Origin of the sequence: Paenirhodobacter hankyongi, assembly GCF_003664585.1 — a bacterium.
Lineage (GTDB): Bacteria > Pseudomonadota > Alphaproteobacteria > Rhodobacterales > Rhodobacteraceae > Rhodobacter > Rhodobacter hankyongi.
Genome location: NZ_RCHI01000011.1, coordinates 77,372 through 101,154 on the forward strand (window position 1 = coordinate 77,372; position 23,783 = coordinate 101,154).

Annotated in this window: 22 protein-coding genes; 10 read left to right on the forward strand and 12 right to left on the reverse strand. The window is 70.2% G+C overall.

Going from position 1 to position 23,783, the window contains the following annotated elements; genetic code table 11:
• The first annotated feature begins 22 nt into the window (after positions 1–22).
• From DYS74_RS12020 to recN, 9 genes are all read left to right on the forward strand, one after another.
• Positions 23–853, forward strand: a complete 831-nt coding sequence (locus DYS74_RS12020) for a transglutaminase family protein (protein WP_121533939.1) — start codon at positions 23–25, stop codon at positions 851–853.
• Between the two features lie 52 nt (positions 854–905).
• On the forward strand, positions 906–1,832 hold the full coding sequence (murB, locus tag DYS74_RS12025) for a UDP-N-acetylmuramate dehydrogenase (protein WP_121533940.1): 927 nt from the start codon (positions 906–908) through the stop codon (positions 1,830–1,832).
• A 71-nt stretch (positions 1,833–1,903) separates the two neighbouring features.
• Positions 1,904–2,818: a D-alanine--D-alanine ligase gene (locus tag DYS74_RS12030; RefSeq protein WP_121533941.1), complete on the forward strand. Its 915-nt coding sequence runs from the start codon at positions 1,904–1,906 to the stop codon at positions 2,816–2,818.
• Positions 2,806–3,753: a cell division protein FtsQ/DivIB gene (locus DYS74_RS12035; RefSeq protein WP_121533942.1), complete on the forward strand. Its 948-nt coding sequence runs from the start codon at positions 2,806–2,808 to the stop codon at positions 3,751–3,753. The genes DYS74_RS12030 and DYS74_RS12035 overlap by 13 nt, the downstream gene beginning before the upstream one ends.
• Entirely contained in the window at positions 3,750–5,084 is a 1,335-nt protein-coding gene (gene ftsA / locus DYS74_RS12040; RefSeq protein WP_121533943.1) for a cell division protein FtsA, read from the forward strand. The genes DYS74_RS12035 and ftsA overlap by 4 nt, the downstream gene beginning before the upstream one ends.
• A gap of 213 nt (positions 5,085–5,297) precedes the next feature.
• A complete protein-coding gene (ftsZ, locus tag DYS74_RS12045; RefSeq protein WP_121533944.1) occupies positions 5,298–6,908 on the forward strand; it encodes a cell division protein FtsZ in 1,611 nt (536 codons plus the stop codon).
• Positions 6,909–7,124: 216 nt separating this feature from the next.
• Complete coding sequence (gene lpxC / locus DYS74_RS12050; RefSeq protein WP_121533945.1) at positions 7,125–8,045, forward strand: UDP-3-O-acyl-N-acetylglucosamine deacetylase; 921 nt, start codon at positions 7,125–7,127, stop codon at positions 8,043–8,045.
• Positions 8,046–8,203: 158 nt separating this feature from the next.
• Positions 8,204–9,052, forward strand: a complete 849-nt coding sequence (locus DYS74_RS12055; protein WP_183077519.1) for an outer membrane protein assembly factor BamD — start codon at positions 8,204–8,206, stop codon at positions 9,050–9,052.
• 23 nt (positions 9,053–9,075) lie between these two features.
• Complete coding sequence (gene recN / locus DYS74_RS12060) at positions 9,076–10,725, forward strand: DNA repair protein RecN (RefSeq protein WP_121533946.1); 1,650 nt, start codon at positions 9,076–9,078, stop codon at positions 10,723–10,725.
• On the opposite strand, the gene DYS74_RS12065 is transcribed toward recN, so the two are convergent.
• The 5 genes from DYS74_RS12065 to DYS74_RS12085 are packed head-to-tail and all read right to left on the reverse strand — an operon-like array spanning position 10,722 to position 14,771.
• Positions 10,722–11,903 carry a molybdopterin molybdotransferase MoeA gene (locus DYS74_RS12065; RefSeq protein WP_121533947.1) on the reverse strand — a complete coding sequence of 394 codons (1,182 nt, stop codon included), beginning with the start codon at positions 11,901–11,903 and terminating at the stop codon, positions 10,722–10,724. The two genes, recN and DYS74_RS12065, sit on opposite strands and share 4 nt — an antisense overlap.
• The gene (gene moaC, locus DYS74_RS12070; protein WP_121533948.1) at positions 11,900–12,379 is read right to left on the reverse strand and encodes a cyclic pyranopterin monophosphate synthase MoaC; all 480 of its coding nucleotides are present in this window, start codon (positions 12,377–12,379) and stop codon (positions 11,900–11,902) included. The genes DYS74_RS12065 and moaC overlap by 4 nt, the downstream gene beginning before the upstream one ends.
• Entirely contained in the window at positions 12,376–13,170 is a 795-nt protein-coding gene (gene trpC, locus DYS74_RS12075) for an indole-3-glycerol phosphate synthase TrpC (protein WP_121533949.1), read from the reverse strand. The genes moaC and trpC overlap by 4 nt, the downstream gene beginning before the upstream one ends.
• A gap of 9 nt (positions 13,171–13,179) precedes the next feature.
• Positions 13,180–14,187 carry an anthranilate phosphoribosyltransferase gene (gene trpD / locus DYS74_RS12080; protein ID WP_121533950.1) on the reverse strand — a complete coding sequence of 336 codons (1,008 nt, stop codon included), beginning with the start codon at positions 14,185–14,187 and terminating at the stop codon, positions 13,180–13,182.
• Positions 14,184–14,771, reverse strand: coding sequence for an anthranilate synthase component II (locus DYS74_RS12085; RefSeq protein WP_121533951.1), 588 nt, complete (start codon positions 14,769–14,771; stop codon positions 14,184–14,186). The genes trpD and DYS74_RS12085 overlap by 4 nt, the downstream gene beginning before the upstream one ends.
• 165 nt (positions 14,772–14,936) lie before the next feature.
• On the opposite strand from DYS74_RS12085, the gene DYS74_RS12090 reads away from it, so the two are divergent.
• A complete protein-coding gene (locus tag DYS74_RS12090) occupies positions 14,937–16,580 on the forward strand; it encodes a divergent polysaccharide deacetylase family protein (RefSeq protein ID WP_121533952.1) in 1,644 nt (547 codons plus the stop codon).
• 42 nt (positions 16,581–16,622) lie between these two features.
• Here DYS74_RS12090 and trpE read toward each other — a convergent pair whose 3' ends face one another.
• The 7 genes from trpE to fabI all read right to left on the reverse strand — a co-directional run bounded on the left by trpE (position 16,623) and on the right by fabI (position 23,731).
• Positions 16,623–18,131 carry an anthranilate synthase component I gene (gene trpE, locus DYS74_RS12095; RefSeq protein WP_121533953.1) on the reverse strand — a complete coding sequence of 503 codons (1,509 nt, stop codon included), beginning with the start codon at positions 18,129–18,131 and terminating at the stop codon, positions 16,623–16,625.
• Between the two features lie 10 nt (positions 18,132–18,141).
• Positions 18,142–19,992, reverse strand: coding sequence for a peptidylprolyl isomerase (locus DYS74_RS12100; protein ID WP_183077520.1), 1,851 nt, complete (start codon positions 19,990–19,992; stop codon positions 18,142–18,144).
• Between the two features lie 66 nt (positions 19,993–20,058).
• A complete protein-coding gene (locus tag DYS74_RS12105) occupies positions 20,059–21,240 on the reverse strand; it encodes an aminotransferase (protein WP_121533955.1) in 1,182 nt (393 codons plus the stop codon).
• A gap of 26 nt (positions 21,241–21,266) precedes the next feature.
• Positions 21,267–21,761: a DUF2127 domain-containing protein gene (locus DYS74_RS12110; protein WP_183077521.1), complete on the reverse strand. Its 495-nt coding sequence runs from the start codon at positions 21,759–21,761 to the stop codon at positions 21,267–21,269.
• Positions 21,762–21,765: 4 nt separating this feature from the next.
• Positions 21,766–22,269 (reverse strand): xanthine phosphoribosyltransferase, encoded by a 504-nt coding sequence (gpt, locus tag DYS74_RS12115; protein WP_121533957.1) that lies wholly within the window; start codon positions 22,267–22,269, stop codon positions 21,766–21,768.
• 10 nt (positions 22,270–22,279) lie between these two features.
• The gene (locus DYS74_RS12120) at positions 22,280–22,897 is read right to left on the reverse strand and encodes a LysE family translocator (protein WP_121533958.1); all 618 of its coding nucleotides are present in this window, start codon (positions 22,895–22,897) and stop codon (positions 22,280–22,282) included.
• Between the two features lie 9 nt (positions 22,898–22,906).
• The gene (fabI, locus tag DYS74_RS12125) at positions 22,907–23,731 is read right to left on the reverse strand and encodes an enoyl-ACP reductase FabI (RefSeq protein ID WP_121533959.1); all 825 of its coding nucleotides are present in this window, start codon (positions 23,729–23,731) and stop codon (positions 22,907–22,909) included.
• Between the last annotated feature and the right edge of the window lie 52 nt (positions 23,732–23,783).

The window sequence follows — 23,783 nt, forward strand, 5'->3', positions numbered from 1 at the left end:
CCGGGCAAGGCAGGAGGCCCCGATGCGCTTCACCATTCGCCACCTCACCCGCTACGGCTATTCCGCGCCGGTCCGGCTTGGCCCGCAGCGGCTGCGGCTCAGCCCGCGCACCGAGGGCGTGACGCTGCATTCGGCCGAGATCGCGGTGACGCCGGCACCGGTGACCCGGGTCGACCGCACCGATGCCTGGGGCAACGGGGTGACCCGGCTGACCTTCGGCCGCAAGACCCGCGAACTGGTGATCGAGAGCCGCTTCACCCTCGACACCCATGCCCCGGCGCCGCTGGCCGTGGCGCTGCCGGGGCTGCCCTGGTCCGCGCCTGCGCCCTCGGCCTTCCTGCCGTCGGAGGCCATCGATCCCGAGGTCGCGGCTTTCGCGGCCAGCCTTGCCGCTGCCACCCGCGGCCGGGCCGAGGACTTTCTTGCCGCGCTGAACGAGACGCTGTTCACCCGCACCGACCGCCACATCCGCCTGACCGGCAATGCCCAGAGCCCGGCCGAGACGCTGGCGACGGCGAAGGGCGCCTGCCGCGACCTGACCATGCTGTTCATCGCCGCGGCGCGCACGCAGGGGATCCCGGCGCGCTTCGTCTCGGGCTATCAGGCGCAGGCCGAAAGCGTCGATGGCCGGCGCCACCTGCATGCCTGGCCCGAGGTGTGGCTGCCCGGGCAGGGCTGGCGCGGCTATGACCCGACGCATGGGCTGCCGGTGACGGACGGGCATGTGGCGCTGTGTGTCGCGCCGGGGCAGGCGGGCACGCTGCCGCTCGAGGGCGGGTTCCGCGGGCCCGAGGTGACGACGACGCTCGATTACGAGGTGGTGATCGACGCCACCGAGCGGGCCGCCGACTGAGCCCGGCGACTGACCTCTTGCCCGGCCGCCGGCGCCGGGCTAAGCGAGGGCCATGGACAGCATCGCCTATACCCCGCGCGGCACGCTCAGCCGCAACCGCCCGCTTGCCGATCTCACCTGGCTGCGCGTCGGCGGCCCGGCCGACTGGTTCTTCCAGCCCGCCGATGCCGAGGATCTTGCGGCTTTCCTGGCCGCGCTGCCGGCCGAGGTGGCGGTCTTCCCGATGGGGGTGGGCTCGAACCTGATCGTGCGCGACGGCGGCATCCGGGCGGTGGTGATCCGCCTTGGCCGCGGTTTCAACGCGATCGAGGTCATGGCGGGCGAGGGCCGGGTGCGGGCGGGCGCCGCGGCGCTGGACGCCCATGTCGCGCGGCGCGCGGCCGAGGCGGGGCTCGACCTGACCTTCCTGCGTACCATCCCGGGCTCGATCGGCGGGGCGGTGCGGATGAATGCGGGCTGCTATGGCAGCTATACCGCCGACCACCTGATCGAGGTCGAGGCGGTGCTGCGCACCGGCGAGCGCGTGGTGATCCCCGCAGCCGATCTGCACCTTGCCTATCGCTCGAGCACGCTGCCCGAGGGGGCGGTGCTGACCGCCGCCATCTTCCGCGCCGAACGGGGCGAGCCCGCGGCGCTCGAGGCGCGGATGACCGATCAGATCGCGAAACGCGACGCCAGCCAGCCGACGAAAGAGCGCTCGGCCGGCTCGACCTTCCGCAACCCGGCGGGGTTCTCCTCGACCGGGCGGGCCGATGACGTGCACGATCTGAAGGCCTGGAAGGTGATCGACGAGGCCGGCATGCGCGGCGCGCGGCGCGGGGGCGCGCAGATGAGCGAGATGCACTCGAACTTCCTGATCAACACCGGCGGTGCCACGGCACAAGATCTAGAGGGTCTGGGCGAGGACGTGCGCAAAAAGGTTTTGCAGACGCAGGGAATTTCGCTAGAGTGGGAAATCATGCGCGTCGGCGAATATTGATCCGCGGCGCGCGGTCGTAGCGACAATTATTCCACGGGGGCGAAACCCCGGGAGAGGCGAAAGTGGCGGGCATGTCGAGCAGGGCATCCCACCTGGTGGCGGTCTTGATGGGTGGACCTTCCGCGGAGCGGGAAGTGTCTCTGTCGAGCGGGCGCGAATGCGCCAAGGCGCTCAGGGTGGCGGGATTCGAGGTCATCGAGATCGACGCGGGGCCGGACCTGCCGGCACAGCTGGCCGCTGCCAAGCCCGATTGCGTGTTCAATGCGCTGCATGGTCGCTGGGGCGAGGACGGCTGCGTCCAGGGGCTGCTCGAATGGCTGCGCCTGCCCTATACCCATTCGGGCGTGCTGGCCTCGGCGCTGGCGATGGACAAGACCCGCTCGAAATCCGCCTATCGCGCCGCCGGCCTGCCGGTGGTGGAAAGCGTGCTGGCCAGCAAGGCCGAGGTCTGTGCGCGCCACGTTCTGCCCGTGCCCTATGTGGTCAAGCCCAACAACGAGGGCTCCTCGGTCGGCGTCTACATCGTCACCGAAGGCTCGAACGGGCCGCCGCAGCTCTCGGCCGCGATGCCCGAGACGGTGATGGTCGAGACCTATGCCCCGGGCCGCGAGCTGACCTGCTCGGTGATGGAGGATCACGCGCTGGCCGTGACCGAGATCATCACCACCGGCTGGTATGACTACACCGCCAAATATGCCGAGGGCGGCTCGCGCCATGTCTGCCCGGCGGAGCTGCCCGAGGACGTGTTCCGCGCCTGTCAGGAGTACGCCTTGCGCGCCCACAAGGCGCTTGGCTGCCGGGGCCTGTCGCGCACCGATTTCCGCTGGGACGACAGCCGCGGCGTCGAGGGCATCGTGCTGCTCGAGACCAACACCCAGCCCGGGATGACGCCGACCTCGCTTGCCCCGGAACAGGCGGCGGCCGAGGGGATCAGCTTCCCCGAGCTCTGCCGCTGGATGGTGGAGGGGGCCTCATGCGATCGCTGAAGGCCGAGCCGCGTTATCTGCAGCAGGCCGGCCAGCGCCGGGTGACGATCCGTTCGCGCTCGAACGGCGGGCGGCGCGATCCGGCGCCCTCGCGGCTCGCCTTCCGGTTGCAGCGGCTGTGGCTGACCCCCTTCGTGCGCGCCTTCACCCGCATCGGCGTGCCGGTCTTCGTCGTCACGCTCGCGCTCGGCCTGTGGCTGGGCGACGAGGGGCGACGGGCCGACGCGATGGCGAAGCTCGAGGACATCAAGCTCTCGATCCAGAACCGCCCCGAATTCCGCGTCTCGACCCTGACCGTCGAAGGCGCGAGCCCCGAGGTCGAACAGGCGGTGCGTGCGATGCTGCCGGTTCAGCTTCCGGCCTCGCGCTTTGCCATCGACCTTGTCGCCTATCACGACACCATCGCCCGTCTTGATGCGGTGAAGGATGTGTCGCTGATCGTGCGCACCGGTGGCGCGCTCGACATCAAGGTGACCGAGCGCGAGCCGGTGATCCTGTGGCGCACCCCCTCGGGGATCGAGATGCTCGACGAGATCGGCCACCGCACCGCCTCGCTCACCCGGCGCGACGCGCGCCCCGACCTGCCGCTGATCGCGGGGGAGGGGGCGGATGCCGCCGTGCCCGAGGCGCTGCAGATCCTGGCCGCGGCGAAGCCGATCCTGCCGCGGGCGCGCGGCCTCGTGCGGATGGGCGAGCGGCGGTGGGACCTGGTCCTCGACCGCGATCAGCGCATCCTTCTGCCCGAGGAGAACCCGGTGCAGGCGGTCGAGCGGGTGCTGGCGCTTGATGCCGCCGAAGACCTGCTGAACCGCGATTTCACCCGGCTCGACATGCGCAATGCAGACCGTCCGACGATCCGTCTCAGCGCTCCGGCGCTGGCCCAGTATCAGGCGATCAGCGCCGGCGCGCTGAACAGTGTGAAGGTGTCCCAATGACCGATCTCTATCAGGCCCAGCGGGCGATGCGGAACATGCGCAAGGCGGCCCTTCAGCGCGGGGTCGTCGCCCTTCTCGACATCGGTTCGTCGAAGATCGCCTGCCTCGTGCTGCGTTTCGACAATGACGACGCGGTGCGCGAGGCCGAGGGCATCGGCTCGCTCGCCGGGCAGTCGAGCTTCCGCGTCATCGGTGCCGCCACCACCCGCTCGCGCGGCGTGCGCTTTGGCGAGATCGACGCCATGGCCGAGACCGAGCGCGCGATCCGCACCGCGGTGCAGGCGGCGCAGAAGATGGCCAACACCCGCGTCGACCACGTCATCGCCTGCTTCTCGGGCGCGGTGCCGCGCAGCTATGGCCTGGCCGGCGAGGTCGAGGTGATGGGCGCGCAGGTGGGCGAGCAGGACCTTGCCCGGGTGCTGGCGTCGTGCGACATGCCCGACATCGGGCAGGGGCGCGAGGTGCTGCACGCGCACCCGGTCAATTTCGCGCTCGACCACCGCTCGGGGCTGAGCGATCCGCGCGGTCATGTGGGCGCGCGGCTGGCGGTGGACATGCACCTGCTGACCGTCGATGCGGCGGCGGTGCACAACCTGATCTATTGCATCCGGCGCTGCGACCTCGAACTCGCGGGGATCGCCTCCTCGGCCTATGTCTCGGGGATGAGCTCGCTCGTCGAGGACGAGCAGGAGCTGGGGTCCGCCTGCATCGACATGGGCGGCGGCGCCACCGCGGTGTCGATCTTCATGAAGAAGCACATGATCTTTGCCGATGCGGTGCGGATGGGCGGCGATCACGTCACCCGCGACATCGCGGCGGGGCTGCAGGTGCCGATGGCGACGGCCGAGCGGATCAAGACCTTCCACGGCGGCGTCGTCGCGACCGGGATGGACGACCGCGAGATGATCGAGCTCGCCGGCAATTCGGGCGACTGGGAAAAGGACCGCCGTCGGGTCAGCCGCGCCGAGCTGATCGGCATCATGCGCCCGCGCGTCGAGGAGATCCTCGAGGAGGTGCGCGCGCTGCTGGACGTCGCGGGCTTCGATCATCTGCCGAGCCAGCAGATCGTGCTGACCGGCGGGGCGAGCCAGATCCCCGGCCTTGACGGGCTGGCGGCGCGCATCCTCGGCCAGAACGTGCGCCTTGGCCGGCCGCTGCGGGTGCAGGGGCTGCCACAGGCGGCGACGGGCTCGGGTTTTTCCTCGGTCGTCGGGCTCGCGCTTTTCGCGGCGCATCCGCAGGACGAATGGTGGGACTTCGAGGTCCCGGCGGAAAAGCTGGGCGGCAGGTCGTTCCGCCGCGCGCTGCGCTGGTTCCGCGACAACTGGTGAAACGCAAGGGCCGGGGCTGGTCCGTTTCGTTTTCCACCAGATGCAGAGGTATGCGCGAAATACCGCTGAACGGGCTTTGCTGCGCTCCAGATTTTGTGTTTCCCCTGTGTTTTTTGGGTGACGTTTCCCGGATTCGCAGATAAAACTAAGGGAATTACGGGGACGTTTCGGCCGGGGACAGGGCCGATCAGCACAAAACACAGGCGGAAACCCATGACCTTGAATCTGATGATGTCGGATCACGAAGACCTCAAGCCGCGGATCACCGTGTTCGGCGTCGGTGGTGCGGGCGGCAACGCGGTCAACAACATGATCGAGAAGCAGCTCGACGGGGTCGAGTTCGTCGTGGCCAACACCGATGCGCAGGCGCTGCAGCAGTCGCGCTCGCAGGCGCGGGTTCAGATGGGCCTGAAGGTGACCGAGGGGCTGGGCGCCGGCGCGCGTCCCTCCGTCGGCGCCGCCGCCGCCGAGGAAAGCATCGAGGCGATCGTCGACCATCTCGCCGGGGCGCACATGTGCTTCATCACCGCCGGCATGGGCGGCGGCACCGGCACCGGCGCCGCGCCGATCATCGCGCAGGCTGCCCGTGAGCTCGGTGTGCTGACCGTCGGCGTGGTGACCAAGCCCTTCCAGTTCGAGGGCTCGAAGCGGATGCGTCAGGCCGAGCAGGGCATCGAGGCGCTGCAGAAGGTCGTCGACACGCTCATCATCATCCCGAACCAGAACCTGTTCCGTCTGGCGAACGAGCGCACCACCTTCACCGAGGCCTTCGCGATGGCCGACGACGTGCTCTATCAGGGCGTGAAGGGGATTTCCGACCTGATGGTGCGCCCGGGCCTGATCAACCTCGACTTCGCCGACGTCCGCTCGGTGATGGACGAGATGGGCAAGGCGATGATGGGCACCGGCGACGCCTCGGGCGACGACCGCGCGATCCAGGCCGCCGAGAAGGCGATCGCCAACCCGCTGCTTGACGAGATTTCGCTCAAGGGCGCCAAGGGCGTGCTGATCAACATCACCGGCGGTTACGACCTGACGCTGTTCGAGCTGGACGAAGCCGCGAACCGCATCCGCGAAGAGGTCGACCCGGACGCGAACATCATCGTCGGCTCGACCCTCGATCCGGACATGGAAGGCATGATGCGGGTTTCGGTCGTCGCGACCGGGATCGACGCCGCCCCGGCCGCCGCCGAGGTGCCGGTGCCGCGCCGCTCGATGGCCGAGCCGCTGAAGGCGCACGAGCCCGCCCCGGCGCCGGTGCAGCAGGCCCCCGCCGCGCATCACGCGGCGCCGCAGCCCGCGCCGCAGCCGGCCGAGCGCAACCTCTTCGACGCGCCCGCCGCGGCTCCGCAGGCCCCGGTGCAGCAGCCCGCCGCGCGCGAGATGTCGGAAGAACTTCCGCCGCCCGCCTATCAGCCGCGCGCGACCGCCGCGCCGGCCCGCGAGCTGCATGTCGAGGAAGACGCCGGCTCCTTCGTCGCGCCGCGTCCGCGCGCCCCCGGCACGCCCTCGCCCGAGGCGCTCGCGCGTCTGCAGGCCGCGGTCAGCAAGGCCCCCTCGCAGCCCGGTCAGGCCCGTCCCGCGCCGCAGATGGGCGCCGGTCGCGCCCCCGCGCCGCAACCCGCCGCCGAGAAGCCGCGCTTCGGCATCAACTCGCTGATCAACCGCATGACCGGCCACGCCGCCGAGCCGCAGGCGCCGCAGCCGGCGCCGCAGCAGGCCTATCGTCCGGCCGCGCCGCAGCGTCCGAGCTATGACGAAGAGGTCGAGCAGGATCAGGACCGCATCGAGATCCCGGCTTTCCTGCGCCGTCAGGCGAACTGAACAGTTCACAAAATGTGAGTGAAAGAGCCGGGGAAACCCGGCTCTTTTTCTTTTGATTTCAAGAGGTTCATGCCGAGTTGGCGGGGTTTTGCCGCACTGCCGCGGCAATGTTTCAGTTTGTTGCAAAGAGTGAATTGTGATGTCGGGTCCACCTGCCTAACTGACACTCGTGGACCCCGGCCTGGTCGGGGATCGCGGTGTAAACAGGAGACGCTCGTGCAGACGACCTTGGCAAATGCGGTGACTTTCGATGGCGTGGGCCTGCACTCGGGCGCCCCGGTGCGCATGGTGCTGCGTCCGGCGCCGGCGGGCACGGGCATCGTCTTCCACCGCACCGACGTCACCGATCGCGATCCGCGCGTCCCGGCCCGCTGGGATACGGTCACGCCGTCGAAGCTCTGCACGCTGATCGAGAACGCCGAGGGTGTCTCGGTCTCGACCATCGAGCACATCATGGCGGCGCTTGCCGGCCTTGGCATCCGCAACGCGGTGATCGACATCGACGGCCCCGAGGTTCCGATCCTCGACGGCTCCTCGGCGCCTTTCGTGCGGGCGATCCGCCGCGCCGGCCTGCGCTCGCTGCCGGGAACGCTGCGCGCGATCCGCGTCCTGCGCCCGGTCGAGGTGCGCGAGGGCGAGGCGGTAGCACGGCTGGAACCGGCCGCCGAATTCGAGATCGATTTCACCATCGACTTCACCGACGCCGCGATCGGCCGTCAGGAAAAGCGGCTGAAGATGGCGAACGGCGCCTTCGTGCGCGAGCTGATGGACAGCCGCACCTTCTGCCGTCAGGCCGATGTGGATTACATGCAGTCGCACGGCCTCGCGCTTGGCGGCACCTACGAGAACGCGGTCGTCTTCGACGGCGACAAGGTGCTGAGCCCCGGCGGCCTGCGCCACGCGGACGAGGCGGTGCGCCACAAGATGCTCGACGCCATGGGCGACCTCGCGCTTGCCGGCGCGCCGATCGTTGGCCGCTATGTCGGCACGCGCGCCGGCCATGCAATGACCAACCGGCTGCTGCGCGCGCTCTTTGCCGACCGCACCGCCTGGATCTGGGAAGACTGCACCCCCGCGCAGGTCCACAGCCTGCCCGGCGCGGGTGTCTGCCGGCCGGTGGCGGTCGCCGCGCGCTGAGCTTGGCGGCGATGCGCGCGCAGGGCTCCTCCGGCGCGAAAGGCGTTTTGCGCCCCGGATTTTTCTGTGCTAGGAGGAGCGAAGCAGCCGCCCCGCGGGGCGGGCTTGGCAGGGCACCGGGGCTGAAACTCCCGGGCGGAATCGGGAAGAGGCAGGGCATGGCACTGGGCAGAACCGCGGCGCTTCGGGTCGGTAGTTTCGTGCTCGTCGCGGCGCTGGCCGCCTGTGGCGGCGGCTCGAGCAAGGAACCGCCGCTCGAGAACTTCACCGCCCAGCAGATCTATGAACGCGGCGAATACGAGCTCGAGGTCGGCAACCCCCGCCGCCCGGCCGAGGCGCTGCGCTATTTCTCCGAGGTCGAGCGGCTTTATCCCTATTCCGAATGGGCCAAGCGCGCGCTGATCATGGAAGTCTATGCCCAGCACAAGGCGAAGAAATACGAGGACGCGCGGTCCTCGGCACAGCGCTTCCTCGACACCTATCCGGGCGATGAGGACGCCGCCTATGCGAAATACCTGCTCGCGCTGAGCTATTACGACCAGATCGACGAGGTTGGCCGCGATCAGGGCCTGACTTTCCAGGCGCTGCAGTCGCTGCGCGAGGTGATCGAGCAATATCCCGACAGCGATTATGCGCGCTCGGCGATGCTGAAGTTCGACCTCGCCTTCGACCATCTCGCGGCGAAGGAAATGGAGATCGGGCGCTATTACCTGAAGCAGGGCCATTACACCGCCGCCATCAACCGCTTCCGCGTGGTGGTCGAGCAGTTCCAGACCACGACGCAGACGCCCGAGGCGCTCGAACGTCTGGTCGAGGCCTATCTCGCCCTCGGCATCACCGACGAGGCGCAGACGGCCGGCGCGATCCTTGGCCACAACTTCCAGTCCTCGCCCTTCTACGACGACGCCTATCGCCAGCTGAAGAAGCAGGGGCTGAGCCCCGAGGCGAAGGGCGACAGCTGGCTGTCCAAGATCTATCGCCAGGTGATCAAGGGCGAGTGGCTCTGACCGCGCACGCCTGAGGGGCCGACATGCTGCGCACGCTCGACATCCGCGACATGCTTCTGATCGACCGGCTGGAACTCGATTTCCGGCCGGGCCTCACCGTGCTCACCGGCGAGACCGGGGCGGGCAAGTCGATCCTGCTCGATTGCCTCGGCTTCGTGCTGGGCTGGCGCGGCCGGGCCGAGCTTGTGCGCAAGGGCGCCGAGCAGGGCGAGGTCACCGCCGTGTTCGAGCTGCCCGCAGGCCATGCCGCGCGGGCCGTGCTGGACGAGGCCGGCATCCCGGTGGGCGAGGAGCTGATCCTGCGCCGGGTGAATGCGCTTGATGGCCGCAAGACCGCCTGGATCAACGACCGCCGCGCCTCCGGCGAGGTGCTGCGTGCGGTCTCGGCGACCCTCGTCGAACTGCACGGTCAGCAGGACGACGGCGGGCTTCTGAACGCGCGCGGGCACCGCGCCCTGCTCGATGCCTTCGCCGGTCACGAAGATCTGATCTCCGCCACCCGCAGCGCCTGGAGCGCGCGGGCCGGGGCGGCAAAGCGCCTTGCCGCGGCGCAGGCGGCGCTGGCCGCGGTGAAGGAGGAAGAGGACTTCCTGCGCCATGCCGTGGCCGAGCTCGATATGCTCGACCCGCAGCCGGGCGAGGAGGCGACGCTCGACGCCGCCCGCCGCTCGATGCAGGGCGCCGAGCGGATCCGTGCCGATGTCGCCCGCGCGCTGCAGATCCTTGGCCCCGAGGGCGCCGAGGGCGCGCTGCGCGATGCCGACCGCTGGTTGCAGGGCGCGGCCGAGAAGGCCGAGGGCCGGCTGGATGCCCCGCTCGCCGCGCTTGACCGGGCACTGATCGAGCTCGGTGAGGCGGCGCAGGGGGTGGAGATCGCGCTTGACGCGCTGAACTTCGATCCGCGCGCGCTCGAGTCCTGCGAGGAGCGGCTTTTCGCGATCCGGGCGCTCGCCCGCAAGCACGGCGTACTGCCCGACGAACTTTGCGGGTTCGCGGGTGAGCTGCGTGCCCGTCTCGCTGCACTCGATGCCGGCGAGGCGGGGATTGCCGCGCTCGAGGTCGAGGTCGCGGCCTGCGAAGCCGCCTATCGCGCGGCGGCGGCCACGCTGTCCGCGGCGCGGGCCGAGGCCTCGGTGCGGCTCGATGCGGCGATGGCGGCCGAGCTGGCGCCGCTGAAACTTGAACGCGCGGTCTTCGAGACGCAGATCGCGCCGGGCGAGGCCGGCCCCGAGGGCACCGACGCCGTGGCCTTCACCGTGGCGACGAACCCGGGCGCGCCGGCGGGGCCCTTGAACCGCATCGCCTCGGGCGGCGAGCTCTCGCGTTTCCTGCTGGCGCTCAAGGTCGTTCTGGCGCGCGGCGCCGATGCGCTGACCCTGATCTTCGACGAGATCGACCGCGGTGTCGGCGGGGCGACGGCGGATGCCGTGGGCCGGCGTCTGGCGAAGCTGTCGCTGAGTGCCCAGGTGCTCGTCGTCACCCACAGCCCGCAGGTGGCAGCGCGTGGCAACACCCATTTCCGCGTGGCGAAATCGGTCAGCGACGGCATGACCACCTCGCGCGTCAGCGTGCTGAGCGCGGCCGAACGGGTGGACGAGATCGCCCGGATGATCTCGGGCGCCGAGGTCACCGGGGCGGCCCGCGCCGCGGCGCAGGAACTGATCGCGGGTTAGAGCGGCAGGAACTCGACCACGTCGCCGGCCTTGCGCGGGCCATCGCCCAGCGGCCGGATCAGCAGCGCATCGGCCTCGGCCAGAAGCCGCATCCGCGCCGAATCCTGACTTTCGACCGGCAGGATCTGCGGCAGGCTCTCGCCCGGCAGCAGGCGGGCGCGCATGTAATGGGTGCGCGGACCGGTCGGGCCAACATCGGCACCCAGAACCGCGCGGGCGGGCACCGGGCGGCCGTCGAAGCCCTGCATCTTCGCCAGCATCGGGCGCAGGAACAGCAGGGCGCAGACCGTGGCCGAGACCGGGTTTCCGGGCAGGCCAAGCAGCACCGCATCGCCCATCCGCCCCGCCATCAGCGGCTTGCCCGGGCGCATCGCGATCTTCCAGAAGGCGCGCTCGAGGCCGAGATCCGCCGCGACGGCGCCGACAAGATCGTGCTCGCCGACCGAAGCACCGCCCGCGGTGACGACAAGGTCGGCCCCTTCGGCCAGCGAGAAGGCAAAGCGCAGGCTGTCTTCGGTGTCGCGCGCAATCGGCAGCATCCGCACCTCGGCGCCGGCCTCCTCGGCCAGGGCCGCCAGCACGAAGCTGTTCGAGCTGAGGATCTGGTCGGGGCCCGGCGCCTCGCCCGGCATCACCAGCTCGTCGCCGGTCGCGATCAGCGCGACGACGGGGCGGCGGTGCACCGACAGCGTGGCGACGTTCATCGCCGCGATCAGGCCGAGATCGCGCGCGGTCAGCGGCGCGCGGGGGAAATACTCCATCCCCTCGGCGAAATCCTGTCCGCGCGGGCGGATGTTGTCGGCAGGCGACAGCGTCTCGGGCAGGGTGATCGTGTCGCCCTCGCGCGTGACGTCCTCCTGCAGCACCACCACGCCGCCCGGGGCGGGGCAGGGAGCGCCGGTGAAGATCCGCACCGCCTGACCGGGGGCAAGCGGGCCGGCATAGCCGCGGCCGGCGGCAGCCTCGCCCGCGACGCGCAGGCGCGCGCCCGGGCGGTGATCGGCGGTGGCAAGCCAATAGCCATCCATCGCCGAGGCGTCGAAGGGCGGCTGCGTCAGCATGGCATGCACCGGCGCGGCGAGCACCCGGCCAAGCCCCGCGCGCAGCGGCACCGTCTCGGCCGGCAGCGGCGCGACGAGCGCCAGAACCTTGTCGAGCGCCTCGGCCACCGGGATCATCGCGTCACCTCGTAGCGGCCGGACTTGCCGCCGTCCTTCAGAACCACGCGGATGCCCTCGATCCGCATCGACTTCTCGACCGCCTTCAGCATGTCATAGATCGTCAGCGCGGCGGTGGTGACGGCGGTCAGCGCCTCCATCTCGACCCCGGTCTGGCCCGAGGTTTTCACCGTCGCCTCGATCCGCACGCCGGGCAGGCTGGCGTCCGGCGTCAGCTCGACCGAGACCTTGGTGATCGGCAGCGGGTGGCACAGCGGAATGAGATCCGAGGTGCGCTTTGCCCCCATGATCGCGGCGACGCGGGCGATGCCCAGAACGTCGCCCTTCTTCGCGGTGCCGGCGGTGACATGGGCGAGCGTCTCGGGCGTCATCACCACATGGCCCTCGGCCACCGCAACGCGGTCGGTCACGGGTTTTGCCGAGACGTCGACCATATGCGCCTGCCCCTGCGCGTCGAAATGGCTGAGCCCGGTCATGCGGCCTCCAGCAGGGCCTTCGTCGCGGCGGTGACGTCCGCCTGCCGCATCAGGCTTTCGCCGATCAGGAAGCGGCGGGCGCCGACCTCGGCCATCGCCGCCATGTCGGCACGGGTGAAGATGCCGCTTTCGCAGACGAGATCGCGGCCCTCGGCCAGGATCGTCGGCGCCAGCCGGCGGGTGACGTCCAGCGTCACCTCGAAGGTCTTCAGGTTGCGGTTGTTCACGCCCAGAAGCGGCGATTTCAGCACCGTCAGCGCGCGCTCCATCTCGGCCTCGTCATGCACCTCGACGAGCACATCCATGCCCCAGCCGACGGCCGCATCCTCGAGCTCGGTGGCCAGCCCGTCCTCGACCGAGGCCATGATGATCAGGATGCAATCAGCGCCCCAGGCCCGCGCCTCGGCGACCTGATAGGTGTCGTAAAGGAAATCCTTGCGCAGCGCGGGCAGGCTGCAGGCGCCGCGCGCCGCGACCAGGAACTCGGGCGCGCCCTGGAACGAGGGGGCGTCGGTCAGCACCGACAGGCAGGCCGCGCCGCCCGCCTCATAGGCGCGCGCAAGCGCCGGCGGGTCGAAATCGGGGCGGATCAGCCCTTTCGAGGGCGAGGCCTTCTTGATCTCGGCAATCAGCCCGTAGCCGGTCGCGGATTTGGCCGCGAGCGCCTGCGCGAAGCCCCGGGTCGGGGCCTGCGCGCGGGCCTCGGCCTCGACCGTGGCGAGGGGGCGTGCGGTCTTCGCCGCCACCACTTCCTCGAGCTTGTAGGCCTTGATCTTGTCGAGAATGTTCATCCTGCCCCCTCAGGCCATGGCGCGCTTGAGCGCCTCGAGCTTGCCGCGCGCGGCGCCCGAGTCGATGCTTTCGGCCGCCATCCGCGCGCCGTCCTTCAGGTTGGCGACCTTGCCCGCCACGACCAGCGTCGCCGCCGCGTTCAGGCACACCGCGTCGCGATAGCCGCCGCGCATGCCGTCCAGCAGCGCCGCGAAGGCCTCGGCATTCTCGTGCGGCTCGCCGCCGATGATCTCCTCGAACGGGTGGACCGGCAGGCCGGCATCCTCGGGGTGCACCTCGAACTCGCGGATCTCGCCGGCCTCGAGCGCCGCGACCCAGCTCACGCCGGCGATCGACAGCTCGTCGGTGCCGTCGCCGCCATGGACCAGCCAGGCCGCGTCGGAGCCGAGCGTGCGCAGCACCTCGGCCATCGGCCGGATCCAGGCGCGCGAATAGGTGCCGGTGAGCTGACGCTTGACGCCCGCCGGGTTGGTCAGCGGCCCGAGCAGGTTGAAGATGGTGCGGGTGCCCAGTTCCACGCGGGTCGGGCCGATGTGGCGCATCGCCGGGTGGTGGATCGGCGCCATCAGGAAGGCGATGCCGATCTCGGCCAGCGCGCGCTCGGACACCTCGGCGCCCTTCATCACGTCAAGCCCCATCGCGCCAAGCGCATCGGCGGCGCCGGATTTCGAGCTGAGGTTGCGGTTGCCGTGCTTCGCCACCGGCACGCCCGCGCCCGCGACGACGAAGGCGGTGGCGGTCGAGATGTTCAGCGTGCCCTTGCCGTCGCCGCCGGTGCCGACGATGTCGATGGCGCCCGCGGGGGCGGAAATGCGGTTCATCTTCGCGCGCATCACTGCCGCCGCGGCGGCGATCTCGTCCACCGTCTCGCCCCGGGTGCGCAGCGCCATCAGGAAGCCGCCCATCTGGGCGGGCGTCGCCGTGCCCTCGAAGAAGGTCTCGAAGGCGGTCTCTGCTTCCGTCCGGGTCAGGGTGCGTTCGGCCGCGACGCCGATCAGGGGTTTCAGCTCGCTCATGCCGTCACCTTCACTTTCGCCTCGTCGAGGAAGTTGCGCAGCATCTGGTGGCCGTGCTCGGAGGCGATGGATTCGGGGTGGAACTGCACCCCCTCGATCAGCCGCTCCTTGTGGCGCAGCCCCATGATCATGCCGTCCTCGAGCCAGGCGGTGACCTCGAGGCAGTCGGGCAGGCTTTCGCGCTCGACGATCAGCGAGTGATAGCGGGTGGCCTGGAAGGGCGAGGGCAGGCCCTTGAACACGCCCTGGCCGGCGTGGTGGATGGTGCCCATCTTGCCGTGCACGATCTCGCCGGCGCGCACCACCTTGCCGCCGAAGGCCTCGCCGATGGTCTGATGGCCGAGGCACACGCCCAGCAGCGGCACCCCGGCCTCGGCCGCGGCGAGCGTCAGCGGCAGGCAGATGCCTGCCTGGGCAGGGTCGCAGGGCCCGGGGCTCAGCACGATCGCCTCGGCCCCCATCCCCATCGCCGCCTGCACATCCATCGCGTCGTTGCGCACGACCTTCACATCGGCGCCGAGCTCGCCGAAATAATGGACGAGGTTGTAGGTGAAGCTGTCGTAATTATCGATGAGCAGGAGCATGGGGCGTTTCCTTCTGCCGCCCGGGATCCGCGACGAGATTCAGGGGATGAACCGGGGCTTGCGTCGGGCTATAGATGCTCAGAGCGGCGCGCCGGGGTCAAGGGCCGGAGGGCGGTTTGAGGGCCCTTCGGGGGTGCGCGGGACAGATTCGAGAGGGCGGAACGCATGGTTCGTGGATTGATCGCGGGGCTGGGCACGGGCGGCGTGGTCGCAGTGCTGGGGCTCGGGGCGCTGTCGCTGGTGGCGCCGCTGCCGCAGCCGCAGCGGACCCCGCCGGCCTCGGCCGCGGGCGAGGACGCTCCGGCCACCCGCGATGCGGTCCAGCGCGCGCCGCATCTGCCCGCGCCCGCGAACAGCCCGGCTCCGATTGCCGCTGCGCCCGCCGCGCCCGTTCCGACCCCGCCCGCAGCTGCGCCGGCCCCCGCACCCGCCCCGGTGGCGCCGGTCGCGTCCGCGCCGGCCGCGCCGTCGGTGGTCGCCGCCGACAGCGCAGGCGATGCCGCGCCGGTCGCGCCGGCCGGGGAGGGGGCGCCTGCCGAGGTCGCCGCGCCCGCCGCCCCCGCGGCGGTGGCCGAACCGCCCGCCGCGCCGCTGCCCGGCACCGAGAGCGCCGCGCGCCCCGATGCCGTGGCCATCGCACCGCAATCGCCCGCGGTGCCCGAGCCGCCGCTTGCGATGCTCGAACCCGGGGCCGAGGCGCCGGTGCCGGTGCCGCCGCCGGGCGAGGTGGTGGCGCCCGAGCTGCCGCAGGCCGAGGCCGACGGGACTGCCGCCAGCGCCGAAGCGCCGGTGGCAAAGACGCCCGCGACGCCGATGGCGCCCGAGCCCGGGCAGGAGATCGTGCTGATGCCCGATGGCGCGATCGTGTCGCCCGAGCCGCAGCTGCCGCGCGTGTTCAGCCCCGGCGCCGATCCGCAGGGCTTTGCCAACGCACCCGGCACCACGGTGAACCGGCTGCCGACAATCGGCGACGAGACGCAGGTGGCCACCGCCCCCGCGCCGGGTTTCCAGCGCCCGCCGGGGGCCGAGGCGCCGGCCGGGGCCTTGCCCGGCGTGATGCCGCCGCCCACCACCACGACCGTGCCCGAGGCGGCCGCACCTGCGCCCGAGGGCGACGGGGCGCCGATCCGTCGCTTTGGCGCGGCCTTCACGCCCGAGCCCGGCAAGCCGCTGTTCTCGGTCGTGCTGATCGATACGGGCACCGCGGCGGGCGGGCTCGATGCGGGCACCATCACCTCGCTCGGCCTGCCGCTGACCGTTGCCATCGACCCGACCCGGCCTGATGCCGCCACCGCCGCCGCCGCCTATCGCGCCGCGGGGCTCGAGGTGGCGATCCTGGCCTCACCGTTGCCCGCAGGTGCGACGGCGCAGGATCTCGAGGTTGCGATCGAGGCCTGGCGGGCGGTGCTGCCCGAAGCCGTTGCCGTGGTCGAGCCGCCGGCTCCGGTGGTGCAGAACAACCGGCTGCTGTCGCAGGATCTGGTGGCGGTGCTGGCGCGCGAGGGGCTGGGGCTGGTGACGCAAAGCAGCGGCACCAATGCGGCCGAACAGCTGGCGCGTGCGGCAGGCCTGCCCGAGGTGCGGGTCTGGCGCGTGCTCGATGCCGATCGCGAGCGCGGCGCGGTGGTCGAGCGCACCCTTGCCCGCGCGGCCTTCGAGGCGGCACGCGATGGCGCCGTGACGGTGATGCTGAGCGCCTGGCCCGAGTCGGTCGCGGGGCTGACGAGCTGGTCGGTGGGCGCCACTGGCACGGTCAGCCTTGCGCCGGTCTCGGCGCTCGCCCTGGCGGCAACGCAAAACGGGGGCTGAGCGCCCCCGTTCGGTTCCTGTGATGCCCGGCGGGGCAGGGGCTCAGGCGTTGCCCTGGCGCACGAACAGGCCCGCCTCCTCGGCCGCCTTGCGCAGCGCCTTCGACTTGTTGACCGATTCCTGATACTCGCCCTCGGGATCGCTGTCGAAGACGACGCCGCCGCCCGCCTGGATGTAGAGCGTCTGATCCTTCACCACTGCGGTGCGCAGCGCGATGCACATGTCCATCTCGCCATTCGCCGCGAAATAGCCGACGCCGCCGCCGTAGATGCCGCGCTTCTCGGGTTCGAGCTCGTCGATGATCTCCATCGCCCGCACCTTCGGCGCGCCCGAGACGGTGCCCGCGGGCAGACCGGCGAGCAGCGCCGAGAGCGCATCCTCGCCGTCTGCCAGTTCGCCCACCACGTTCGAGACGATGTGCATGACGTGGGAATAGCGCTCGATGATGAATTTCTCGGTCGGATGCACCGTGCCGATCTTCGCCACCCGGCCGACGTCGTTGCGGCCGAGGTCGAGCAGCATCAGGTGCTCGGCCAGTTCCTTCTTGTCGGCCAGCAGCTCTTCTTCCAGCGCCTTGTCCTCGGCCGGCGTCGCACCACGCGGGCGGGTGCCGGCGATCGGGCGGATCGTCACCTCGCCTTCGCGCAGCCGCACCAGGATCTCGGGGCTGGCACCGACGATCTGGAAGCCGCCGAAGTTCAGGAAGAACATGAAGGGCGAGGGGTTGGTGCGCCGCAGCGAGCGATAGAGCGCGAAGGGCGGCAGCGGGAAATCCGCGCGCCAGCGCTGCGCCGGCACCACCTGGAAGATGTCGCCCGCGCGGATGTAGTCCTTGGCCTTCTCGACCGCGGCCTTGTAGCCCTCGGCGGTGAAGTTCGACACCAGCGGGCCGACCTTCGCGGTCTCGCCCATCTCGCGGCTCTGGTTCGGCGCGCGGTCGAGGTCGCGCAGCGCGTCCATCACCCGCTCGGCCGCCTGGGCATAGGCCGCCCGCGCCGACAGGCCCGAGCTCTGGAACGCCGGCGCGCAGAGGATCACGTCGCCCTTCACCCCGTCGAGCACCGCGACGACCGAGGGCCGCAGCAGCACCGCATCGGGCACGCCGAGCGGGTCGGGATTGCCGCCGGGCAGCTTCTCGACCAGCCGGATCATGTCATAGCCGAGATAGCCGAACAGGCCGGCCGCCGCGGCGGGCAGGCCCTCGGGCATCTCGATCCGGCTTTCGGCGATCAGCGCGCGCAGGCTGTCGAACGGGTGGCCGGGCAGCTCCTCGAAGCGCTCTTCGAACCGCGCCTGGCGGTTGATGCGGGCTGTCTCGCCGCGGCATTCCCAGATCACGTCGGGCTTCATGCCGATGATCGAATAGCGCCCGCGGACCTCGCCGCCGGTGACGGATTCGAACATGAAGCTGTTCTCGCGCGCATCGGCCAGCTTCAGCATCAGCGACACGGGCGTGTCGAGATCGGCCGCGAGGCGGGCGAAGACGAGCTGGTTGCGGCCCTGTTGCCAGGCGCGCTCGAACTCTTCGAAGCTGGGGGAAAGAGCTGCCACGACCGCCTCCTTACTGCATCTGCGCCTGCACTGCGTTGATCGCGGTGCTGTCGATGGTGAGCCCGGCCTCGGTTTCCGAAGCGCGGGCGAAAAGCTCGGCAAGATCGCCCGACATCGACTGCTCGAGCCGGGTCGAGAGCACGTCATGCACCTGCCTGGTGTCGGTGGCCTGCGGATCGGCCTCGGTCACCTTGACCGGCACCACGACGAAGACGGCCTCGTCCTGCGCCACCACGGCGGCGGCGCCGGGCCTGGTGTCGAAGGCGGTGGCCAGCAGGGTCGCGGGCGCGCCCTCGACGAAGCCCGAGCGTTCGAGCCCGGTCGCGTTCGAGACCAGAAGGCCCTGATCGGCGAGGCTCGCCCCGGCCGAGACGGCGGCGACGATCTCCTCGGCGCGGTCGGTCTTCAGCTTCTTCAGCTGCGCGGCCTTCCAGCTTGCCACGACCTTGTCGCGGACCTGATCGAAGGGGATCAGCGCGGCGGGCGTCACGCCATCGAGGCGCAGCGCGAAGACGCCGCCATCCTCGAGAGTGCCGAGTTCGGGGAAGTCCTGCTCGGTCACCTTGGCGGCGGCGGTGCGGAAGCTCTCATAGGCGGCGATGCCGTCGGTGGTGTCGGGCGCCATCGAGATATGGCCCGGCTGCATGTCGGTTTCCTTCGCCATCTCCTCGAGCGTCGCGCCCGAGGCAAGCCGGTCCTCGAGACCCGAGGTCATGTCGGAGACCATCCGCCGCGCACGGTCCATCACCGCCTCGGTCTCGAGGTCGGGCTTGGCCTGTTCGAAGGTGGTCTCCTCGGCGGGCAGGATGCCGTTCATCTGGTAAAGCGCGGGGCCGAGGTCGCTGTCGATCGGGCCCACGGTGCCGGGCGCGGTCAGCGCGAAGACCGCATCGCCGGCGCTGCCGAGCTCGTCCTTCGAGACCTCGCCCAGATCGGTGTCGGCAAGGGTCAGGCCGCGCTCCTTGGCGATGTCGGAAAAGCTCGCGGTGCCGGCGTCGAGCTTCTGCTTCGCCGCCTCGGCCTCTGCCCTGGTCGGGAAGACGAGCTTGTCGACAAGGCGCTTCTCGGGCTGGACGAACTCGCTTTTCCGCTCCTCATAGGCCGCGCGCAGCGTCGCCTCGTCGGGCTGCACCTTGTCCTTCAGCATCTCGGGGGTGAGCCAGACATAGCTGATCTCGCGCGTCTCGGGCTTGGTGAACTCCGCCGCATGATCCGCGTGCCAGGCCTTCAGCTCGTCCTCGCTGGGCTCGGGCAGGGTGGCGGTCAGATCCGCCTTGGTGATCTCGGCGAAGGCGATGTCGCGCTTCTCGGTGACGTATTTGGTATAGGCCGCGGCCAGCGCCTCGGGCGCCTTCACGCCGCCGGCCACCGCGCCCTGCAGGATCGAGCGCGCCACGTCCGAACGCAGGCGGGTCTCGAACTGGGCCTCGGTATAGCCCTGCTGGCGCAGCGCCATGCGATAGACCTCGCGGTCGAACTTGCCGTCGACGCCCTGGAAGCTGCGGATCGCCTGCACCTGGCGGCCGACCTCGGCATTGCCGACGGAAATGCCGAGCCGGCGGGCCTGTTCGCTCACCGCGGCCTCGGCGAAGACCTGCGCCTGCACCTGCCGGTCGAGGCCGAGCGCCTTCGCCTCGGCGAAGGTCAGCGGCCGGCCGAGCTGGGCCTGCGCGGCACTCATTCCTGAGCGCAGCGCGCGGGCATAATCGTTGATCGAGATCTCGGTCTTGCCGACCGAACCGATCGACTGCACCCGGCCCGAGAAGTTCGAGACGCCGAAGCCGCCAAGGCCAAGGACAAGCATCGCGAGCAACACCCAGACGACGACGCCCTTGCCATGGCTGCGCAGCTTGTTCGACATGCTCATTCCTCCCGGGGATCAGGCCTTTTGCGGGTGTTTAGGGCTTTGACGGGGGCGCCGCAAGGCTCAGGGCGCCACCGTGGCAAGGCGGCGGATCAATTCCGCGATGCCGGCGGTGTCGACATTCGCGAAGGCGATGCGCAGGCCGCGATCGCCCTGCACCGTGCCCTCGGGCATGAACATCGTGCCGGGCAGCAGCAGCACCCCCGCCTCGCGCACCAGACGCCGCGCGAAGTCGGGCGAGGCGTCGTGGCCCGGGTGGTCGACCCAGGCGAAATAGGCGCCGCAGCCATGCAGGTGCCAGCCCTCGAGCGCGCCGAACCCCTCGGTCAGCGCGGCGCGGCGCGCAAGCAGCTCGGCGCGTTCGCCGGCGACCCATTGCGCGAGGTTGCGCATCCCCCACAGCGCGCCGATCTGGCCAAGCTGGTTCGGGCAGATTGCCACGGTGTCGAGGAATTTCTCGACCTCGGCCAGACGCGCGGGTGAGGCGACGATGGCGCCGACGCGGTGGCCGGTCAGCCGGTAGGCCTTCGAGAAGGAGTAAAGATGGATGAAGGCCTCGTCCCAGTCGGGATCGGTGAACAGGTCATGCGGCGCGCCGGTGCGGCTGTCGAAGTCGCGATAGGTCTCGTCGACGATCAGCGCGAGGCCGCGCGACCGGGCAAGATCGTGGAAGGCGCGCACCAGCGCGGCCGGGTATTCCGCCCCGCCCGGGTTGTTGGGCGAGATCAGCACGATCGCCCTGGTGCGCGGCGTGATCCGCGCGGCGGCCTCCTCGGGGTCGGGCAGAAGGCCCGCGCCGGTGGGCAGCGGCACGGCCCGGACCGAGGCCATGTCGCACCACATCTTGTGGTTGAAATACCAGGGCGTCGGCAGCAGCACCTCGTCGCCCGGACCGGCAAGCGTCGCCATCACCGCGCAGAAGGCCTGGTTGCAGCCCTGGGTGATCGCCACCTGGCTTTCGGAAATCGTGCCGCCATAGGCCGTGGACCATTGCGCCGCGATCTCGGCGCGCAGCTCGGCCATGCCAAGCACCGGGCCGTAGAGATGGGCGGCGGGGTTGTCGAGCGCGGCTTCGGCGATGGCGCGGCGCAGCCCCTCGGGCGGCGGATCGACCGGCGCGGCCTGGCTGACGTTGAGGAGCGGCCGCTCGGGCGGGAAGCTCACCCCCTCGAGCCAGCGCCGCGCCTCCATCACCGGCGGCGCGAAGGTGGCGGCAAGGGCGGGGTTCAGCGGGCTGAGCGGCATCGGTGTCTCCTGAGTGTCGCGCGACACTAGGACCGCGGCGGCGCGAAGGAAACCCCCCGGCGGCGGCGCCATTCCTCCCAGGTCAGGGCGATCACCACGAGGTCGAGCCCGGTCAGCGCCAGCAGCACCACAGAATGGTCGAGGCTCCACAGGTGCAGCTGATAGAGGATGAAGGCGGAGAGCAGCACGATCGCGCCCGGATAGGCCCAGAGCACCCCGCGGGCAAGCAGCACCACGACGATCAGCTTCAGCCCGCCATGGCTGAGGAAATAGAGCGCATAGAAGCTTTGCGCCTCGACCGAGAAGCGCTGCGCGGCATGCAGCAGCGCATTGGCGAGGAAATCGCTCGCATCCTCGGAAAGCTCATGCGCCGTCAGCCGCTGTGCAAGCGCGACCAGCGCGCCCTGATGCAGCACCAGCAGGACCAGGCCCGAAAGCGTCTCGGCCGCGGCGAAGAGGCCCTTGGCCAGCAGGCTCGCCTCGAAGGCCGCGTGCAGCACCCGGCCGAGACGGGCTCGCATCGGCTCAGTCCACGCCCCGGTAGGGCTGCACATATTGCAGCGCGGTGTCCCAGGGGAAGAAGATCCAGGTGTCCTGGCTGACCTCGGTGATGAAGGTGTCCGCCTGCAGCCGGCCCTTGGGCTTGGCGTAGATCGTGGCGAAATGCGCCTTCGGATAGAGCGTGCGGACAAGCTCCATCGTCTTGCCCGAGTCGACGAGGTCGTCGACGATCAGGATGCCTTCGCCGTCGCCCATCAGATCCGCCTGCGGCGCCTTGATGACGGCCGGCGGGTGCTGGGTCTGGTGGTTGTAGCCCTTGACCGAGATCGTGTCGATCACGCGGATGTTCAGCTCGCGCGCGATGATCGCCGCGGGCACCAGGCCGCCGCGGGTGATGCCGACGATGGCACGCCAGGCGCCGTTGTCCGGGCCCTTGCCGTCCAGCCGCCAGGCCAGCGCGCGCGCGTCGCGATGGAGCTGGTCCCAGCTGACCAGAAAGCCCTTCTCGTGGGGAAGACGTTCGGACATGACAAGCCTCTCAGGTGAGTGCGAGTTTCAGGCCGAGGAGGGCGAGCAGCCCGCCAAAGCCACGCTCGATCGCGGTTTTCAGGCGCAGATAGCCGCGCCGGGTGCGCTCGAGCGAAAAGATGCGCGACACGAGCACGTTCCAGCCCGCGTCGTTGACGAAGATGATGCCGAGGATCGCGGCATAGGCCCAGAGCGGCGCCTGCGGCGGCACGAAGGTCAGGAAGATCGTGCCGAAGAAGACCGCGGGCTTCGGATTGGCGAGCTGCGTCGCGATGCCGAGCCAGACGAGGCCGAGGGGCGAGCGCGCCGAGGCGGTCTCGGTGATCTCGGCGTCGAAGGGGTCGGGGGCGTGGCGCCACATCTTCACCGCAAGGTAAATCAGATAGGCGGCGCCCGCGAATTTCAGCGCGGTGAGCAGGGCGGGGGCGATGCGGAACAGCACCGCCAGCCCGAACAGCGCGGCGCAGGCCCACAGGCAGGCGCCAAGCCCGATGCCGACCGACAGCCACGCCCCCCGCGCCATCCCTTCGCGCAGGCTGGTATGCGCGGCCATCAGGACGGCCGGCCCGGGCGAGATCGCCGCGGCCAGATGCACGAAGTAGATCGCGAGGAAGGCGGAAAGCGTCATCGCCGGGACTCAGGCGTCCTTGCGGCCGGTGACGACGTCGATGTCGGGCGCATCGACCGCCTTCATGCCGACGACGTGATAGCCCGCATCGACGTGCAGGATCTCGCCCGTGGTGCCCGAGCCGAGATCGGAGAGCAGGTAGAGCGCGGCCTTGCCGACCTCTTCCTGGGTCACGTTGCGGCGCAGCGGCGAGTTCAGCTCGTTCCACTTCATGATGTAGCGGAAGTCGCCGATGCCCGAGGCGGCGAGCGTCTTGATCGGGCCGGCCGAGATCGCGTTGCAGCGGATGCCGTCCTTGCCCAGATCCTCGGCGATGTATTTCACCGAAGCCTCGAGCGCGGCCTTGGCGATGCCCATCACGTTGTAATGCGGCATCACCTGCTCGGCGCCGTAATAGGTCAGCGTCAGCAGCGACCCGCCCTCGGGCATCAGCTCGGCGGCGCGGCGGGCAACGGCGGTGAACGAATAGACCGAGATGTCCATCGTCATCTTGAAGTTGTCCGACGAGGTGTCGACGTAGCGGCCGCGCAGCTCGTTCTTGTCGGAGAAGCCGATGGCGTGCACGACGAAGTCGATCGTGCCCCATTTCTCCTTCAGCGCGGCGAAGAGCGCATCGAGGCTTTCCTGGTTCGACACGTCGCATTCGATCATCGTGTCGGCGCCGATCGAGCCGGCCAGCGGTTCGACCCGCTTCTTCAGGGCTTCGCCCTGGTAGGAGAAGGCCAGCTCGGCCCCTGCATCGGCGCAGGCCTTTGCGATCCCCCAGGCAATCGACTTGTCGTTGGCGAGGCCCATGATCAGCCCGCGCTTGCCCGACATCAGGGTGTTCGTCATGTCAGGTTTCCCCCGCTTCCCTCTGGTAAGTGCGCAAGCATTAGGCGAAAGA

Coding starts and splice junctions, on each gene's coding strand:
- DYS74_RS12020 (WP_121533939.1), top strand. CDS start 23: ATGCGCTTCACCATTCGCCACCTCACCCGCTACGGCTATTCCGCGCCG.
- murB (WP_121533940.1), top strand. CDS start 906: ATGGACAGCATCGCCTATACCCCGCGCGGCACGCTCAGCCGCAACCGC.
- DYS74_RS12030 (WP_121533941.1), top strand. CDS start 1,904: ATGTCGAGCAGGGCATCCCACCTGGTGGCGGTCTTGATGGGTGGACCT.
- DYS74_RS12035 (WP_121533942.1), top strand. CDS start 2,806: ATGCGATCGCTGAAGGCCGAGCCGCGTTATCTGCAGCAGGCCGGCCAG.
- ftsA (WP_121533943.1), top strand. CDS start 3,750: ATGACCGATCTCTATCAGGCCCAGCGGGCGATGCGGAACATGCGCAAG.
- ftsZ (WP_121533944.1), top strand. CDS start 5,298: ATGACCTTGAATCTGATGATGTCGGATCACGAAGACCTCAAGCCGCGG.
- DYS74_RS12055 (WP_183077519.1), top strand. CDS start 8,204: ATGGCACTGGGCAGAACCGCGGCGCTTCGGGTCGGTAGTTTCGTGCTC.
- recN (WP_121533946.1), top strand. CDS start 9,076: ATGCTGCGCACGCTCGACATCCGCGACATGCTTCTGATCGACCGGCTG.
- DYS74_RS12065 (WP_121533947.1), bottom strand. CDS start 11,903: ATGATCCCGGTGGCCGAGGCGCTCGACAAGGTTCTGGCGCTCGTCGCG.
- moaC (WP_121533948.1), bottom strand. CDS start 12,379: ATGACCGGGCTCAGCCATTTCGACGCGCAGGGGCAGGCGCATATGGTC.
- trpC (WP_121533949.1), bottom strand. CDS start 13,170: ATGAACATTCTCGACAAGATCAAGGCCTACAAGCTCGAGGAAGTGGTG.
- trpD (WP_121533950.1), bottom strand. CDS start 14,187: ATGAGCGAGCTGAAACCCCTGATCGGCGTCGCGGCCGAACGCACCCTG.
- DYS74_RS12085 (WP_121533951.1), bottom strand. CDS start 14,771: ATGCTCCTGCTCATCGATAATTACGACAGCTTCACCTACAACCTCGTC.
- DYS74_RS12090 (WP_121533952.1), top strand. CDS start 14,937: ATGGTTCGTGGATTGATCGCGGGGCTGGGCACGGGCGGCGTGGTCGCA.
- DYS74_RS12100 (WP_183077520.1), bottom strand. CDS start 19,992: ATGTCGAACAAGCTGCGCAGCCATGGCAAGGGCGTCGTCGTCTGGGTG.
- DYS74_RS12105 (WP_121533955.1), bottom strand. CDS start 21,240: ATGCCGCTCAGCCCGCTGAACCCCGCCCTTGCCGCCACCTTCGCGCCG.
- DYS74_RS12110 (WP_183077521.1), bottom strand. CDS start 21,761: ATGCGAGCCCGTCTCGGCCGGGTGCTGCACGCGGCCTTCGAGGCGAGC.
- gpt (WP_121533957.1), bottom strand. CDS start 22,269: ATGTCCGAACGTCTTCCCCACGAGAAGGGCTTTCTGGTCAGCTGGGAC.
- DYS74_RS12120 (WP_121533958.1), bottom strand. CDS start 22,897: ATGACGCTTTCCGCCTTCCTCGCGATCTACTTCGTGCATCTGGCCGCG.
- fabI (WP_121533959.1), bottom strand. CDS start 23,731: ATGACGAACACCCTGATGTCGGGCAAGCGCGGGCTGATCATGGGCCTC.